The sequence below is a fragment of the Geodermatophilus sp. DF01-2 genome (assembly GCF_004571065.1).
Lineage (GTDB): Bacteria > Actinomycetota > Actinomycetes > Mycobacteriales > Geodermatophilaceae > Geodermatophilus.
Genome location: NZ_SPQN01000009.1, coordinates 38,405 through 52,879, shown reverse-complemented (window position 1 = coordinate 52,879; position 14,475 = coordinate 38,405). Strand labels below are relative to the sequence as shown.

The window sequence follows — 14,475 nt, the reverse complement described above, 5'->3', positions numbered from 1 at the left end:
CCACCGTGGAAGGACCCCGTTCTCCCCACCCCTCGGGGAAGGACCCCGTCCTCCTCACCGCTCGCAAGCTCGCGGTGAGCCTCTGGACGGGGCCGACCCGGAACGGGGCCACGGCGGGACCCTGCAGGGAGGCCGCCCGTCCTCCCCATCCCCCGAGAGGCAGCTCCCCCGGATGAGCATGACCATCCCCGCCGACCTCCTGCCCGCCGACGGCCGCTTCGGCTGCGGCCCGTCGAAAGTGCGCCCCGAGGCCCTCGAGGCGCTGGCCGGCAGCGGCGCCTCCCTGATGGGGACCTCCCACCGCCAGGCGCCGGTCAAGGGCCTGGTCCGGCAGGTACGGGAGGGGCTGACCGAGCTGTTCGACCTCCCGGACGGCTACGAGGTCGTCCTGGGCAACGGCGGGACGACTGCGTTCTGGGACGCCGCGATCATCGGGCTGATCCGGGAGCGCAGCGCACACGGCAGCTACGGCGAGTTCTCGAGCAAGTTCGCCTCCGGTGTGGCCGAGGCCCCCTTCCTCGCCGACCCGGTCGTCGCCAAGGCCGACCCCGGCGCGCTCGCGCTGCCGACCGCGACCGACGGCGTCGACGTCTACGCGTGGGCGCACAACGAGACCTCCACGGGTGTCATGGCCCCCGTGCAGCGACCGCACGGCACCGAGGACGCCCTGGTGCTCGTCGACGCGACCAGCGCCGCCGGTGGCCTGCCGGTCGACGTCTCGCAGACCGACGTCTACTACTTCGCCCCGCAGAAGAACTTCGGCGGGGACGGCGGGCTGTGGGTAGCGCTGATGTCCCGCGACGCCCTGGACCGGGTGGCCGAGATCAAGGCCTCCGGCCGCTGGATCCCCGGCTTCCTCGACCTGTCCATCGCCGTCGACAACTCGGTCAAGGACCAGACCTACAACACCCCGGCCGTCGCCACGCTCTTCCTGCTCGCCGACCAGATCCGCTGGCTGCTCTCCCTCGGCGGTCTGTCCGGGGCCGTGGCCCGCACCCAGGAGTCCTCCACCCGGCTGTACGGGTGGGCCGCCCAGTCGCCGTTCGCGACGCCGTTCGTCGCCGACCCCGACCAGCGCTCCTACGTGGTGGGGACGATCGACTTCGACGGCTCCGTCGACGCCGCCGAGGTGGCCACGGTGCTGCGGGCCAACGGCGTCGTCGACGTCGAGCCCTACCGCAAGCTGGGCCGCAACCAGCTGCGGGTCGGCATGTTCCCGGCCGTCGACCCCGACGACGTGAGCGCGCTGACCGCCTGCATCGACTTCGTCGTCGAGAAGCTGTGAGCGCGGGTCGGGGTGAGCGGACAGCGGCGCTGTCCGCCCACCCCGACCTCCTTCACCTGAGGAGGACGTCGGGAGCGGCGTTCGACCCGGTGCTGCCAGGTGCCTACGCTGCGTCAAGTCCCCGCTCGCCCCGCGCCACGCCGGGCGAGCCTGCCGACACGCTCCCGCGCACGCGGATAGCCTCGGCGATGGACTTCCCCATCCCGGGGTCGGTCCGCCCGCCGTCCGACCCCGAACACACGCCAGGAGGCCGCCCATGCGCACGCTGCGCCTCGTGGCGCTCTCCGACGACGGCAAGAGCCTGGTCCTCGCCCTGGACGGCGCCGAGCCCGGCGAGGAGGGCGAGCGCTTTGAGCTGGCCATCGACGAGCGGGTCCGCGCCGCCGCCCGCGGTGATGCCCGCCGGCTCGGGCAGATCGACGTCGAGATCGGTGCCGCGCTGCCGCCGCGGGTGATCCAGGCCCGCATCCGCGCCGGAGAGACCCCCGAGCAGGTGGCCCAGGCCTCCGGCATCCGGGTCGAGCGGATCATGCGCTTCGCCCACCCCGTGCTCCAGGAGCGCGAGCGGGTGGCCGAGCAGGCGCGGGAGGCCCGCGTACGACTGTCGGACGGAACGCCGGGCGCCCCGCTGCAGCAGTTCATGTCCGAGCGGCTGCGGCTGCTCGGCGCCGACCTCGACGCGGTCCGCTGGGACGCGCACCGCGCCGGTGACGGCGTCTGGCAGGTCACCGCCGCCTGGCAGGCCGGCGCCAAGTCCGGCGTCACCCGCTGGGCCTACGACATCCCGGCCCGCACCGTCACCCCGGTCGACGCCGCGACCAGCGACTTCGCCGAGGGCACCCGTCTGGTCCGCGTCGTCCCGCACGTGCCCGGCGAACGGTCGGCGCCGGTGCACCGCGGCCGGCCGGTCTCCGTCGTCCCCGACGACGACGGCGTCGCCGCGCCGGCCTCCTCGGCCCGGCTCGCGCGCGACGAGGACGACGACCCCACGGTGGACGACGACGTCCGTCCGGTGCTGCCGGTCGACGACCCCCCCGCCGGCGGACGGCGCACCGATGCGGCCGCCGACGAGGACGACATCAGCGAGCACGACACCGTCGTCCTCGGCCGCCCCGGCGACGACGACGAGGACCCGCGCGCCCGCATCCCGGCCTGGGAGGACATCGTCTTCGGGGTCCGCCGGCACCGCTGAACGCGACGTGTCCACCGTCCCCACTGCGGGTAGGACGCGGTCATGTCTGCGTCGGTTTCCATGCCCCTCGGCGGCGTCCAGGTCGGTTCCTTCGACAGCTACGAGCAGGCCCAGGCCGCCGTCGACCACCTCTCCGACGAGAAGTTCCCCGTCGAGAACGTCACGATCATCGGGTCGGACCTCCGCCAGGTCGAGCGGGTCACCGGCCGCCTCACCTGGGGCCGGGTGCTCGCCGCCGGCGCGGCCGGCGGCGCGTGGTGGGGCCTCTTCGTCGGCCTGCTGCTCGGCATCTTCGCCGTCGAGCCCGGCGCCTGGATCAGCTCGATCCTGCTCGGCCTGGTCATCGGTCTGATCTTCGGTGCGCTGTTCGCCGCCATCGGCTACTCGGCCACGCGGGGACGACGGGACTTCACGAGCATGAGTGCGATCGTCGCCGGCCGCTACGACATCATGTGCAACCCGGCCCGCGCCGAGGAGGCCCGCGCGCTGCTGGCCCGCTTCTCGCTGCGCGGCTGAGTCAGGCAGCCGCCCGCGTCACACGCCGCCGGGCATCCCCCGGTCGGCGGCCGGGTCCGGCCAGGCGCCGGGAGCCGTGGTCGGTCGGGTCGGGGTCCCCGACCGCCGCCCCCGCTGGTCGTGCACCCACACCGCGAGCACCAGCGCGGCCAGGGCGAGGGCCAGGACGCCGATCACCACCCACTCCATGCGCCGACCGTAGCGGTCGGGTCAGCGCAGCGCCGCGAACCCCACGGCGGCGGCGGCCGCGACGCCGAGGGAGTCGACCCCGGCCCGCATCGGGATGCGCGCCCGCACCTGCGCCGCGTGCTGCGCCTCCGGGGTCAGGCCCGGGCCTTCGGCGCCGAGCAGCACCGCGGTGCGCGAATGGACCCGCGGGTCCACGTCGGCGAGGTCGACGGCGTCGGGGGCCGGGGTGAGCGCGACGGTCAGGTAGCCGGCGGCGTGCAGCCGCGCCAGCCCGCCCGGCCAGTCGGGCAGGACGGCGAAGGGCAGGGCCAGCACGTGTCCCATGGAGACCCGCACCGAGCGCCGGTAGAGCGGGTCGGCGCAGCGCGGGTCCAGCAGCAGCCCGTCGACGCCGAGCGCCACCGCGGAACGGGCGATCGACCCCAGGTTCTCCGCGTCGTTGAGCGCTTCGAGCACGGCCAGCCGCCGGGGCGCCGCCGGGTCCGGCCCGGCCAGCAGCGCGTCCAGGTCGGCCGGCGGACGGCGGTCGGCCGAGGCGAGGACGCCGCGGGTCAGCCGGAAACCGATCACCTCCGAGAGCGCCCACCTGTCCGCCTCGTAGGCCGCGACGCCCTCCGGCAGGTCCAGTGCCGCCACCCGCCCGGGCACGCCGAACACCGCCCGCACCCGGTACGGCGAGGCCAGCAGCCGCTCCACCGCCGGCACGCCCTCCACGATCACCGGGCCGGTCCCCCGCTCGGTGCCCGGTCGCCGATCGCCGGCCTTGAGGTCGCGGAAGTCGGCCACCCGCGGATCGTCCGGGTCGGTGATCGTCACGGGCACGGTCGGCACGGGTCGATCATGCCCGCGACCGAGCGGCCGCCACCGCTCCGCGGAGATCGGAGATCCGTCCGGATCGAGTCCGATTTGCCCGTGGCGGAACGCGCCCATAGCCTCGTGCCCGGGTCAGGTCCGCCCGACGCGACGACGACAGGAACGGCGATGGCGACCCCACACCAGGAAACCCCCGCCCTCGACCGCCGGTCCCTGCGCCGGCTCATGACGGCAGGGCTCGTCGGCAGCTCGATCGAGTGGTACGACTTCTTCATCTACGCCACCGCGGCGGCGTTGGTGTTCGGCGACCTCTTCTTCCCCGACGCCTCTCCGCTCATCGGCACGCTGCTGGCCTTCAGCACCTTCTGGGCGGGCTTCATCGCACGTCCCATCGGCGGCTTGATCTTCGGTCACTTCGGGGACAAGGTCGGTCGCAAGCCAGCCCTCGTCACCTGCCTGGTGCTGATGGGTTCGGCCACCTTCCTCATCGGCCTGCTTCCCACGGCGGCCTCGATCGGCGTGCTCGCCCCCATAGCACTCGTCGTCCTGCGCTTCCTGCAGGGCATCGCCGTCGGCGGGCAGTGGGGCGGGGTCATCCTCCTGCTCACCGAGAACGCCGGGCGGGACCACCAGGGACGCGCGGGCACCTTCGGGCAGATGGGCGTCCCCATCGGCGTCATCCTGGGCAACGTCGTCTTCCTGGTGGTCAGCGCCACCGTGAGCCCCGAGGCCTTCCTTTCGTGGGGCTGGCGCATCCCGTTCCTGGGCAGCGCCGTGCTGCTCCCCGTCGTCCTGTTCATCCAGTTGCGCGTCGAGGACACCCCCGTGTTCCGGCAGTTGCAGGAGCGCCACGCGCATGCTCCCGAGGCCCAGGTCGCGCAGGCCCCCCTGATGGAGGTCGTGCGCAAGCACCGCCGGCCGGTCCTGCTCGGCGCGTGCCTGCTCTTCGGCACCAACGCCATCTTCTACATCAGCATCGCCGGCGTGCTCGACTACGCCACCCGCGACCTCGGCGTCGACCGCGACGCCCTGCTGACCGTCACCCTCATCACCGCCGCGATCTCCATCTTCGTGATCTACTTCAGCGGGTCGGTGTCGGACCGGATAGGTCGCCGGCCACCGATCCTGCTCGGCGCCGCGATCATCGCCCTGTGGGCGTTCCCGTTCTTCTGGCTCATCGACACCGCGTCGCTCCCGCTGATCTTCGTCGCGCTCACCGGTGGGCTGATCGGATCGTCCCTGACCTACGGCCCCCTGGCGGCCTACCTGGCCGAGCTGTTCGAGCCGCGGATCCGCTACTCGGGGGCCTCGTTGGCCTATCAACTGGCCGCCATCCTGGTCAGCGGGGCCACCCCGTTCCTCATGACCGCGCTGCTGGCGGCGACGGGCACGACGGCGTCGGTGTCGGCCTACATCTTCCTCATGGGTGTCGTCACGTTCGTCGCGGCGCTCGTCCTGCGCGAGACCCGCACCAAGGACGAGATCCACAGGAGCACCACCCGCGGCAGCACGGGGACGGCATCGACGAGTGGTATGCCCACGAGGGACCTCGAGCCCGGAACCTGACGGCACGCCCCGGTTGCGCTCCGACCGGGGCTCGCCGCCGGCTGTCGGTCCCTCGTCCGGACGACGCCGTCGGGCCTGAGCAGTCCTCGTCGGTACCGCCTCCGGTTGGTGAGGGCGGCGGCGCGGCCAGCCCAGCTCCCCTCGGCGAGGCATCCCTCACCGTCGAGCCGGAGGCGATCGAGGTGTCCGAGGTCTCCACGGTGGTGGGCAGCGGCTCTCCTCCCGGGCGGCACCCTGGCGTTCGACAACGTCCTCTTCACCTTCGTGATCCCGAACTCGCGCGGGCACATCGAGTTCCATGGCCCGTCGGAGCCTGCCTACCGTGGGCCTGCGTCATCGGAGCTGACAGCCGTGGTCGGCGGATCCGTGGTGGCCGGCGCCGTCGTGCAGCTGTGCGTCCAGCAGTGCACGTGCTCGGCGTGGACAGGATCCGCTGACCTCCGGTGCAGCCGGCGCCACCCTACGCATGACGCGGGCTCAGCGGGGCATCCGGGCCAGTTGGCGGCTCTGCGCGACCAGCCGGCCGGTGGCGTCCCAGATGCGGTAGTCCTCGTCGAGCCAGCCGCCGGCGATCTCGCTCGCCCGCGACTCCGCCAGGCACCAGCCCGGCGCGGGCAGCGCGCGCACCAGCACCTGCAGCTGCACCGTCGGTGCCCAGCCGAACCGGCCCATCGCCCAGCTGGTCGGCGGCAGGACGTCGGCGAACAGCAGCAGCGCCAGCGGATCGGGGTCGCGCCCGTCGGCGAGCCGCACCCAGCCGCGCATGACCGGCTCGTGGCCGGGGCGGCCCGTCGCCCAGCCCGCGGTCGCCGGGTCCAGCCGGGTCTCCACCCGCTTCCGCAGGCCCACCTCCGGCATCGGGTGCACCACGGTGCCGTCGTCCACCGGCCAGACGCAGCGCTCCACCGGGCTCGCCTCGGGAGGCGGGGCCGCGGAGTACGCCGGCGGCTCGTCGGTCAGGGTCGCCGTGGTCACCTGGACCGACAGCGTCGGGCCGTCCGCGCCGGCGAGGACGACCGCGGAGTGCGCCAGCGTGCGCCCGGCCGGGCCGGGCGTCACCGCGAGCGCCGCCCGGCCGGGCCCGGTGGCCCGCAGGAAGCTCGCCGACAGCGCCACCGGGTGCGCGTGCGGGCTCTCCACCAGGGCCGCCCGGGCCACCACGGCGAGCAGGTAGCCGCCGTTGAGCACGCCCGGGCCGACGTCCCAGCCGGGGTCGAGGTCGGCGGCCAGTCCCCCGCCGTCGCTGCGGGTCACGGCGGTGGTGGCGTCGAACACGGAGACGGCGGGATCGGTCTGCGGCACGGCCCCGAGCCTGCCAGGGTGGGTCTCCATGGAGTACACGCACCTGGGGCGCAGCGGCCTGTCGGTCTCCCGTCTCTGCCTCGGCACGATGAACTTCGGCTGGAAGACCGAGGAGGCCGACGCCCACGACGTCATGGACCGGGCCCTCGCCGAGGGCGTCAACTTCTTCGACACCGCCAACGTCTACGGCTTCGGGGCCGGCAAGGGCCGGACCGAGGAGGTCCTCGGCACCTGGTTCGCGCGGGGCGGCGAGCGCCGGGAGAAGACGGTGCTGGCCACCAAGGTGTACGGCTCCATGACCGACTGGCCGAACGACACCTTTCTCTCCGCCCGCAACCTGGTGCGCTCCTGCGAGGCCTCGCTGCGCCGGATGCAGACCAACTGGATCGACCTCTACCAGTTCCACCACGTCGACCTGTCCACGCCGTGGGACGAGATCTGGCAGGCCTGCGAGACCCTGGTCGCCCAGGGCAAGGTGCTCTACGTCGGCTCCTCCAATCACGCCGCCTGGCAGATCGCCGCGGCCAACGAGGCGGCCGCCCGGCGGCACTTCCCCGGCCTGGTCAGCGAGCAGTCGCACTACAACCTGCTCACCCGGCACGTGGAGCTCGAGGTGCTGCCCGCCGCACAGCACTACGCGGTCGGCGTCATCCCGTGGAGCCCCTTGGCCGGCGGCCTGCTGGCCGGGGTCCTCGGCAAGCAGGAAGGCGACCGGCGTCGCGCCGCGGAGGAGCGCGTGGAACGGCACCGCCCCGCGCTGCAGGCCTACGAGGACGCCTGCCGTGAGTGGGGCCTGGCGCCGGCGGACGTCGGTCTGGCCTGGCTGCTGCACCAGCCGGCGGTGACCGCGCCGATCGTCGGCCCGCGCACGATGGAGCAGTTCGAGGGCTCCCTCGGGGCGCTCGACGTCCGGCTCGACGAGGCCCAGCTCGCCCGGCTGGACGAGATCTTCCCCGGTTACGACGCGGCACCGATGGAGTACGCCTGGTGACCTGACCCCGCCTCTGGCGGCTGACCGTCACCGCACGGGCACGAAGCGCAACACGCCGAGCCCCGACCCCCCAGGACTGGGGAGCGGCTTCCCCCTCTGCCGCGTGTGTCCGGCACCTCCCGTCGCCCCCGACGCTCGGACCCACGAGAGCGGCCGGTGGGGGCGGGCTCTCCGACGCCGGGGGCGGGGTGCACGTGCGGGGGTACGGGAACGAGACGGCCGGGGTGTGTCCGTTCAGCGGGGCGGGTGCCGGGGACGGCGGGGCGACGCGCGGCAAGGTGTCCCGGCGGTCGGTACTGGCCGGGCTGGCGGGGCTGGCGGCACTGCCGGTCATGGGCGGGACGGCGCACGCCGCACCGTCCCGCCGCACACCACGGGTCACGCCACCACCACCGCCACCGCCGTCCCGCCGCTCGCGGGCCGCCCGAGGCGCGCACGCCGTCGGCAACCCGCGCGGCAGCGACATCGCGGTGCGCGCAGGCCGGGACAGGGAGGCCCGCTTCGGGGTCATGTTCAAGCGACTGCCGGCCTTCAGCCCGCCCGACGCGCTGCTGACCGCGCTCGCCCTGCAGATGGACGACGGCAAGAAGCCGCTCTCCGACGTCAAGGACTCCGACGTCGAGTTCGACAACCCTGGCATGCCGGCCGGCTACATCTACCTCGGCCAGTTCATCGACCACGACATGACGCTGGACAAGACGCCGCTCACCCTGCAGCAGCAGGACCCGCGGGGGATGACCAACTACGACACGCCGCGCTTCGACCTGGCCAGCGTGTACGGCAAGGGACCGACGGGCAGCCCGGAGCTCTACGACCGGACGCGACCGGGATACCTGCTCTGCAACGACCACGACGGCGTGCGCGACCTGCCCCGCGACGACGTCGGCGCGGCCTACCTCGGCGACCCGCGCAACGACGAGAACCTGATCGTCGCCCAGCTGCACGCGGTCTTCCTGCGCCTGCACAACAAGCTGCGCGACGAGGGCAAGAGCTTCGAGCAGGCTCGGCAGCTGGTCCGCTGGCACTACCAGTGGCTGATCGTCAACGACTTCCTGCCGCGGATCGTCGGCCGGGACGTCGTCGACCGGCTCATCCGCCGCCGCCGCAACGGGCCGGTCGAGTTCCTCGGGAAGTTCTACAAGCCGCGCAACCGGGAGCGGCCGTACATGCCGGTCGAGTACTCCGGCGCGGCCTACCGCTTCGGGCACAGCATGATCCGCGCCGAGTACGAGGTGCACGACGAGCGCACCGTGCCGATCTTCGCCAACGAGGGCTACCAGGACCTGCGCGGCAACCGGCCGGTCCCGGACGACCTGTGGATCGACTGGAACTACTTCTTCGAGATCCCCGGCATGAGCACGCCCGACGACCGCAACATGGCGCGGAAGATCGACACCCAGCTCTCGTTGCCGCTGTCCACGCTGCCACCGACGGTCGTGGCCCCGACCGCCGGCGCGATCGTCTCGCTGGCCGAGCGCAACCTGCTGCGCGGCAAGCGGCTGGGCCTGCCCGCCGGCCAGGACGTCGCCGCCGCCATCGGCCTCGAGCCGCTTCCCAACCAGGAACTGGGCCTCACCGACCCCGGATGGAAGGGCAAGGCGCCGCTCTGGTTCTACGTGCTCAAGGAGGCCGAGCTGCTCGGCGGCGACCGGCTGGGGCCGGTGGGCGGCACGATCGTCGCCGAGGTGATCCTGGGTCTGATGGCGTGCGACAGGTCCTCCTACTTCACCGCCGACCCCGGGTTCGATCCCGGCGCCGGGTACGCCATGGGTCACTTCCTGCTCTGGGCCGACGCCATCGACCCGCGGGCCTTCGAGGCTCCCGAGGAGGAGGCCCCCGAGGGTGAGGACGAGATCGAGGACGAGGCGCCGCACGCGGAGGAGCCGGAGGCCGACGAGCCGGACGACGACGAGCCCGAGCTCCTCGAGCCCGGCGAGGCGCCCGACCCCGCGGCGACCTCCCCGGTGCACGGCCCGGTGGTCTGAAAGAGGACCCCCTGCCCCCCGCCACTCGCACGCTCGCGGTGGGATCCTGCAGGGGGCCGTTCCAGTACGTCACTTGGACGGGGCCGCGGTCAGCGGCCGAGCGGCCAGGCGGCGAGCCGGTCGTAGCGCGGCGCGGGACCGAGGTGGCTCTCCAGCAGCTCCACCCCGGCCACCGGCCAGCTCGGGCCTCGGTAGCCGGCCAGCCGATCCGGTAGGTCGCCGTCCCCTGGGCGGCCCGGTCGCCACCGGCCGAGGGTGAGGTGCGCGCGGAACGGCCGGGTCTCCACCGGCAGCCCCAGTCCCCGGGCGACGGCGCCCAGGCGGCCGGCGAGGGCGCCCAGCGCGTCGCCGTCCCCCGTCACCCCGACCCAGAACACCTGCGGACGGCGGCGTGCGCGGAACCGGCCGCCGCCGGCCAGCCGTAGCGTCAGGGGCGGGGTGGCCGCCACGGCCGGGCCGGCCGCCGCCACCAGCGGATCCATCCGGTCGGCCGGCACGCTGCCGAGGAAGAGCAGCGTCAGGTGCCAGCGCGCAGGCGGGGTCCACCGGGGCGCACCGGGCGCGTCGCGCAGCGGACCCAGCGCCCGGTCGAGGTCGGCCAGCGCGCCGGGCGGCGGCGTGACCGCGAAGAACAGCCGCCGGGCCGCGGCCGCGGTCAGTCGGGCACCGCCAGGCCGGCGTGCGCGAGGCCGGCCTGCAGGCGCAGCCGCTCGACGTCGCGGGCACGGCCCGGCGGAGCGCTGGTCAGCGTGTTCGGCACCTGCAGCAGCCGCGCCGCCTCCACGAGGACGTCGTCGTAGGCCGCCTGCAGCCCCCGACGCCGGGCCATCGGCGCCCCGGCCGGCACCCGGGCGAGCTGGCTCCCCAGTCGGCGCAGGTCGGCGGCGACGAGCTCGAGCGGGCGGCCGGCCGGTGCCGGCGGCGCCGGCCGGAGACGGCGGACCGCCGTCGGCAGGCGCGCCGACCCGAACACCACGCGGGCCAGCCAGCCCATGAGGGCGACCGATCCGACCACACCCGCGACGATCGACCCGAAGTGCAGCAGCGAGCTGGCCATGTCGGCTCCGCGGACGACTCGACGGTGGTGGTCGTCACGGTACGTCGGAGAGGCGGTGTCCGGCAGCGGGCGGCGTCAGCCGGCGGCCTGCTGACCGGGCGCCTTGCCCGCTGCCGCCTCCGCGGCGGCCCGCACCGCTGCCGGCGGGACCGGCCGCGGGCCCACGTGCAGCTGCAGCCGCGGCGGGACGACGCGAGTCTCCAGGCGCACCGACCGGCCACGTGCCAGCCAGGCCGCCGCACCGGTCCCCGCGGCCATCGCGACCGCCCCGCCGAGGATGAATCCCCACGGCGCGCCGAGGTGCTCGGACACCCAGCCGATCACCGGGGCGCCGACCGGCGTGCCGCCCATGAAGCACATGAAGTACAGCGCCATCACCCGGCCGCGCATCTGCGGGTCGACCCCGAGTTGCACGAAGCTGTTGTTGGCGACGCTGAACACCAGACCGGCCGCACCGGCGGGCACGAGCAGGACCGCGAACCACAGGAACCCGGGCGCCAGCCCGCAGACGATGGTGAACAGGCCGAAGACGACGGCGGCGACCACGAGGAACCGCTGCCGCGGCCGGGCGCTGCGCCGGGTGGACAGCAGCGCGCCGGACAGCGACCCGACGGCGAAGCAGGTCGACAGCAGCCCGAAGGCCCCGGCGCCGAGGTCGAACACCTCGCGGGTCATGAGCGCGATGGTCACCTGGTAGTTGAAGGCGAACGTGCCCACCACGAACGCCAGCCCCATCGCCAGCACCAGGTCGGGACGCGACCAGGTGTAGGCCAGGCCCTCGCGCAGCTGCCCCCGCCGCCGCCCGAGCGCCGGGCTGGGGTGCAGCTCCCCCGGTCGCATGCTCAGCAGCGCGGCGATGGTGAAGGCGAAGCTGGCCGCGTTGAGGAAGAACGCCGGCGCGGTGTCGCCCGCCGCGACGGCGATGACCAGGCCGGCGACCGACGGGCCGATCAACCGGGCGCTGTTGAAGATCGTGGAGTTCAGGCTGACCGCGTTGGCGAGCAGCTCCGGGCCCACCATCTCCGCGACGAACGCCTGACGCACCGGCGCGTCGACGGCGGACACCGCGCCGAGCGCGCCGGCGAGGACGAAGACGTGCCACAGCGCGATGCCGTCGATGGCGACCAGCACCCCGAGCAGCAGGGCGAGCAGTCCCATGAGCGTCTGGGTCGCCACCAGCAGGCGGCGCTTGGCGTAGCGGTCGGCGAGCACCCCGCCGTAGAGGCTGAGCAGCAGGGTGGGACCGAACTGCAGCGCGGTGATCAGCCCGAGGGCCACGCCGTTGTCGTCGGAGAGCTGCAGGACCAGCCAGTCCTGTCCGATGCGCTGCATCCAGGTGCCGGTGAGGCTGACCAGGTTGGCCGCGGCGTACACCCGGTAGTTGCGAACGCGCAGCGACCGGAATGCGCCGGTGCCCTCAGCCCGGTTGCTCACCCACTCGCCAGCTTGTCCATGATGACCGCCGCCTCGCGCAGCACGGCCCGCTCCTCGGCGGTGAGCTGCTGGAGCATGCCGACCAGCCAGGCCTCCCGGGCGCGGGCCTCGGCGCTGAGCAGATCCTCCGCAGCCGGCGTCAGGTCGATGACCACCTGCCGCCCGTCGGTCGGGTGCGGGCTGCGGGTGACCAGCCCCATCGCCTCCAGGGCGACGACGACCCGGGTCATCGACGGCGGCTGGACCCGCTCGTGCCCGGCCAGCTCTCCCGGGCTCATCGGGCCGTGCCGCTTGAGCGTGGACAACGCCGCCAGGTGGGTGAGCGTCACGGACTGGTCGACCCGCTGGTAACGCAGCCTGCGGGAGAAGCGCATGACGGCCAGCCGCAGGTCGTGCGCCAGCGCCGCGGTCTCCAGCGTCGTCCGGCTCACGGTTGCTCAGCCTAACGACCTCCGGCGCGGCGGCTCAGAAGAGCTGCTGCAGCGGATCCAGGGCGAAGTAGACGACGAACACCGCCGCGATTCCCCACATCAGCGGGTGCACGTCGCGCCGGCGGCCGACCACCGTGCGCAGGAGCACGTAGCTGACCACGCCGGCGCCGATGCCGTTGGTGATCGAGAAGGTGAACGGCATGAGTGCGATCGCCAGGAACGCCGGGATGACCAGCGACATGTCGTCCCACTCTAGGTAGCGGATCTGGCTGATCATGAGCGCGCCGACGATGACCAGCGCGGGCGCCGCCGCCTCCGAGGGCACGACCAGCACCAGGGGGCTGAGGAACATGGTGACCAGGAACAGCACGCCGGTGACGACGCTGGCCAGGCCGGTGCGCGCACCGTCGGCCACACCCGAGGCACTCTCGATGTAGGTCGTGTTGGACGAGACGCTCCCCGCGCCACCGGCCGCGGCGGCCAGCGAGTCGACCAGGAGCACCGGCTGGGACTTCGGCAGGTTGCGGTTCTCGTCGAGCAGGCCGCCCTCGGCGCCGACGGCGGTCACCGTGCCGACCGTGTCGAAGAAGTCCGCGATCATGATCGAGAAGATGACGAGCAGGGCGGCGATGACGCCGATCCGCTCGAACCCGCCGAACAGCGAGAAGTTCCCCAGCAGCGAGAGGTCGGGGGCGCTGACGACGTCCTCGGGAAGCGCCGGGACCTGCAGCGCCCAGCCGCGCGGGTTGACCTCCTCGCCGTCGACGATCCGCGGGCCGATGTCGGCGACGGCCTCGACGATGATGGCGAGGACCGTGGTGACGACGATGCCGATGAGCAGGCCACCCCGGACGCGCCGGACGACCAGGACGCTCATCAGCAGCAGGCCGACGACGAAGACCAGCATCGGCCAGCCGGCGAGCTGACCGCCGACGCCGAAGCTGATCAGCGGATTGCCCGGCCGGATGACGCCGGCGTCGACCAGCCCGATGATGGTCAGGAACAGGCCGATGCCGACCGCGATGGCGGTCTTCAACTGCGGCGGGATGGCCTCGAAGACCGCCTTCCGGAAGCCGGTCAGCACCAGCAGCGTGATGAGCAGGCCCTCGAGGACGACCAGCCCCATCACCTCGGGCCAGGACAGCTGGGTGGCCGCGAACACCGCGACGATCGCGTTGATCCCCAGGCCGGTCGCGACGGCGAACGGGTAGCGGCCGACGACGCCCATGAGGATCGTCATGATCCCGGCGATCAGGGCGGTGACCGCTGCGATCGACGCGAACGGCAGTACGGTGCCGGTGACGTCGGCGCCCGGAATGCCGTCCGGACCCGGGATGCTGGTCAGGATGATCGGGTTGAGCAGCACGATGTAGACCATCGTGAAGAAGGTCGTCAGGCCGCCGCGCAGTTCACGGGCCGTCGTCGAGCGGCGGGCGCTGATCTCGAAGTAGCGGTCGAGTCCGTTGCGGGGCTTGACCCGAGGACCCTCGCTGCGCCGCGGGGTGCGGGCTCCGGCGGCGACGTCGGCCGGCGTGCCGCCGTCCGTGGTGTTGGCCCTGGACGGGCTGGACTTCTCTGCCATGACGACTCTCCGGGCGCGGGGCGGGCGAGCGGGCGGCGGGGGAAGCGCGCACCGGCCGACCGGCGAGAACTGCGATGAGCGGCGACAGCGTGCCATACCCGTGTTCCGGCCCGATGGGAGCGCGGGGTGTCG

General features: G+C 73.5%; 14 protein-coding genes. 6 read left to right on the top strand and 8 right to left on the bottom strand.

Annotation, left to right across the window (positions count from 1 at the left end; genetic code table 11):
• Window positions 1–178 precede the first annotated feature (178 nt).
• The 3 genes from serC (at window position 179) to E4P41_RS04960 (ending at window position 2,993) form a co-directional block, all read left to right on the top strand.
• Window positions 179–1,285, top strand: a complete 1,107-nt coding sequence (gene serC, locus E4P41_RS04970) for a phosphoserine transaminase (protein ID WP_245177111.1) — start codon at window positions 179–181, stop codon at window positions 1,283–1,285.
• A gap of 256 nt (window positions 1,286–1,541) precedes the next feature.
• Window positions 1,542–2,477 carry a septation protein SepH gene (gene sepH / locus E4P41_RS04965; RefSeq protein WP_135139826.1) on the top strand — a complete coding sequence of 312 codons (936 nt, stop codon included), beginning with the start codon at window positions 1,542–1,544 and terminating at the stop codon, window positions 2,475–2,477.
• Window positions 2,478–2,519: 42 nt separating this feature from the next.
• Complete coding sequence (locus tag E4P41_RS04960; protein WP_135139824.1) at window positions 2,520–2,993, top strand: general stress protein; 474 nt, start codon at window positions 2,520–2,522, stop codon at window positions 2,991–2,993.
• Window positions 2,994–3,011: 18 nt separating this feature from the next.
• On the opposite strand, the gene E4P41_RS21920 is transcribed toward E4P41_RS04960, so the two are convergent.
• The gene (locus E4P41_RS21920; protein ID WP_167760929.1) at window positions 3,012–3,182 is read right to left on the bottom strand and encodes a hypothetical protein; all 171 of its coding nucleotides are present in this window, start codon (window positions 3,180–3,182) and stop codon (window positions 3,012–3,014) included.
• 21 nt (window positions 3,183–3,203) lie between these two features.
• On the bottom strand, window positions 3,204–4,013 hold the full coding sequence (locus tag E4P41_RS04955; RefSeq protein WP_135139822.1) for an RNA methyltransferase: 810 nt from the start codon (window positions 4,011–4,013) through the stop codon (window positions 3,204–3,206).
• 150 nt (window positions 4,014–4,163) lie between these two features.
• On the opposite strand from E4P41_RS04955, the gene E4P41_RS04950 reads away from it, so the two are divergent.
• The gene (locus tag E4P41_RS04950) at window positions 4,164–5,561 is read left to right on the top strand and encodes an MFS transporter (protein ID WP_135139820.1); all 1,398 of its coding nucleotides are present in this window, start codon (window positions 4,164–4,166) and stop codon (window positions 5,559–5,561) included.
• A 477-nt stretch (window positions 5,562–6,038) separates the two neighbouring features.
• Here the strand turns inward: E4P41_RS04950 and E4P41_RS04945 are convergent, their stop codons facing one another.
• The gene (locus E4P41_RS04945) at window positions 6,039–6,863 is read right to left on the bottom strand and encodes a thioesterase family protein (protein WP_167760928.1); all 825 of its coding nucleotides are present in this window, start codon (window positions 6,861–6,863) and stop codon (window positions 6,039–6,041) included.
• Window positions 6,864–6,891: 28 nt separating this feature from the next.
• On the opposite strand from E4P41_RS04945, the gene E4P41_RS04940 reads away from it, so the two are divergent.
• Both E4P41_RS04940 and E4P41_RS04935 read left to right on the top strand, forming a co-directional pair.
• Window positions 6,892–7,854 carry an aldo/keto reductase gene (locus E4P41_RS04940; protein WP_135139816.1) on the top strand — a complete coding sequence of 321 codons (963 nt, stop codon included), beginning with the start codon at window positions 6,892–6,894 and terminating at the stop codon, window positions 7,852–7,854.
• Window positions 7,855–8,078: 224 nt separating this feature from the next.
• Complete coding sequence (locus E4P41_RS04935) at window positions 8,079–9,839, top strand: heme peroxidase family protein (RefSeq protein ID WP_135139814.1); 1,761 nt, start codon at window positions 8,079–8,081, stop codon at window positions 9,837–9,839.
• A gap of 89 nt (window positions 9,840–9,928) precedes the next feature.
• On the opposite strand, the gene thpR is transcribed toward E4P41_RS04935, so the two are convergent.
• From thpR to E4P41_RS04910, 5 genes are all read right to left on the bottom strand, one after another.
• Window positions 9,929–10,474, bottom strand: a complete 546-nt coding sequence (gene thpR / locus E4P41_RS04930) for an RNA 2',3'-cyclic phosphodiesterase (protein ID WP_280659308.1) — start codon at window positions 10,472–10,474, stop codon at window positions 9,929–9,931.
• A gap of 20 nt (window positions 10,475–10,494) precedes the next feature.
• On the bottom strand, window positions 10,495–10,896 hold the full coding sequence (locus E4P41_RS04925) for a hypothetical protein (RefSeq protein ID WP_135139810.1): 402 nt from the start codon (window positions 10,894–10,896) through the stop codon (window positions 10,495–10,497).
• 75 nt (window positions 10,897–10,971) lie between these two features.
• Entirely contained in the window at window positions 10,972–12,330 is a 1,359-nt protein-coding gene (locus E4P41_RS04920) for an MFS transporter (RefSeq protein ID WP_135139808.1), read from the bottom strand.
• The gene (locus E4P41_RS04915; protein ID WP_135139806.1) at window positions 12,327–12,761 is read right to left on the bottom strand and encodes a MarR family transcriptional regulator; all 435 of its coding nucleotides are present in this window, start codon (window positions 12,759–12,761) and stop codon (window positions 12,327–12,329) included. The genes E4P41_RS04920 and E4P41_RS04915 overlap by 4 nt, the downstream gene beginning before the upstream one ends.
• A gap of 34 nt (window positions 12,762–12,795) precedes the next feature.
• Window positions 12,796–14,343 (bottom strand): NCS2 family permease, encoded by a 1,548-nt coding sequence (locus tag E4P41_RS04910; RefSeq protein ID WP_135139804.1) that lies wholly within the window; start codon window positions 14,341–14,343, stop codon window positions 12,796–12,798.
• Window positions 14,344–14,475: the final 132 nt, after the last annotated feature.

Excerpts from the sequence above, each read along its gene's own strand:
- E4P41_RS21920 (WP_167760929.1), bottom strand. The coding sequence starts at position 3,182 with ATGGAGTGGGTGGTGATCGGCGTCCTGGCCCTCGCCCTGGCCGCGCTG.
- sepH (WP_135139826.1), top strand. The coding sequence starts at position 1,542 with ATGCGCACGCTGCGCCTCGTGGCGCTCTCCGACGACGGCAAGAGCCTG.
- E4P41_RS04910 (WP_135139804.1), bottom strand. The coding sequence starts at position 14,343 with ATGGCAGAGAAGTCCAGCCCGTCCAGGGCCAACACCACGGACGGCGGC.
- E4P41_RS04940 (WP_135139816.1), top strand. The coding sequence starts at position 6,892 with ATGGAGTACACGCACCTGGGGCGCAGCGGCCTGTCGGTCTCCCGTCTC.
- E4P41_RS04950 (WP_135139820.1), top strand. The coding sequence starts at position 4,164 with ATGGCGACCCCACACCAGGAAACCCCCGCCCTCGACCGCCGGTCCCTG.
- E4P41_RS04925 (WP_135139810.1), bottom strand. The coding sequence starts at position 10,896 with ATGGCCAGCTCGCTGCTGCACTTCGGGTCGATCGTCGCGGGTGTGGTC.
- E4P41_RS04960 (WP_135139824.1), top strand. The coding sequence starts at position 2,520 with ATGTCTGCGTCGGTTTCCATGCCCCTCGGCGGCGTCCAGGTCGGTTCC.
- serC (WP_245177111.1), top strand. The coding sequence starts at position 179 with ATGACCATCCCCGCCGACCTCCTGCCCGCCGACGGCCGCTTCGGCTGC.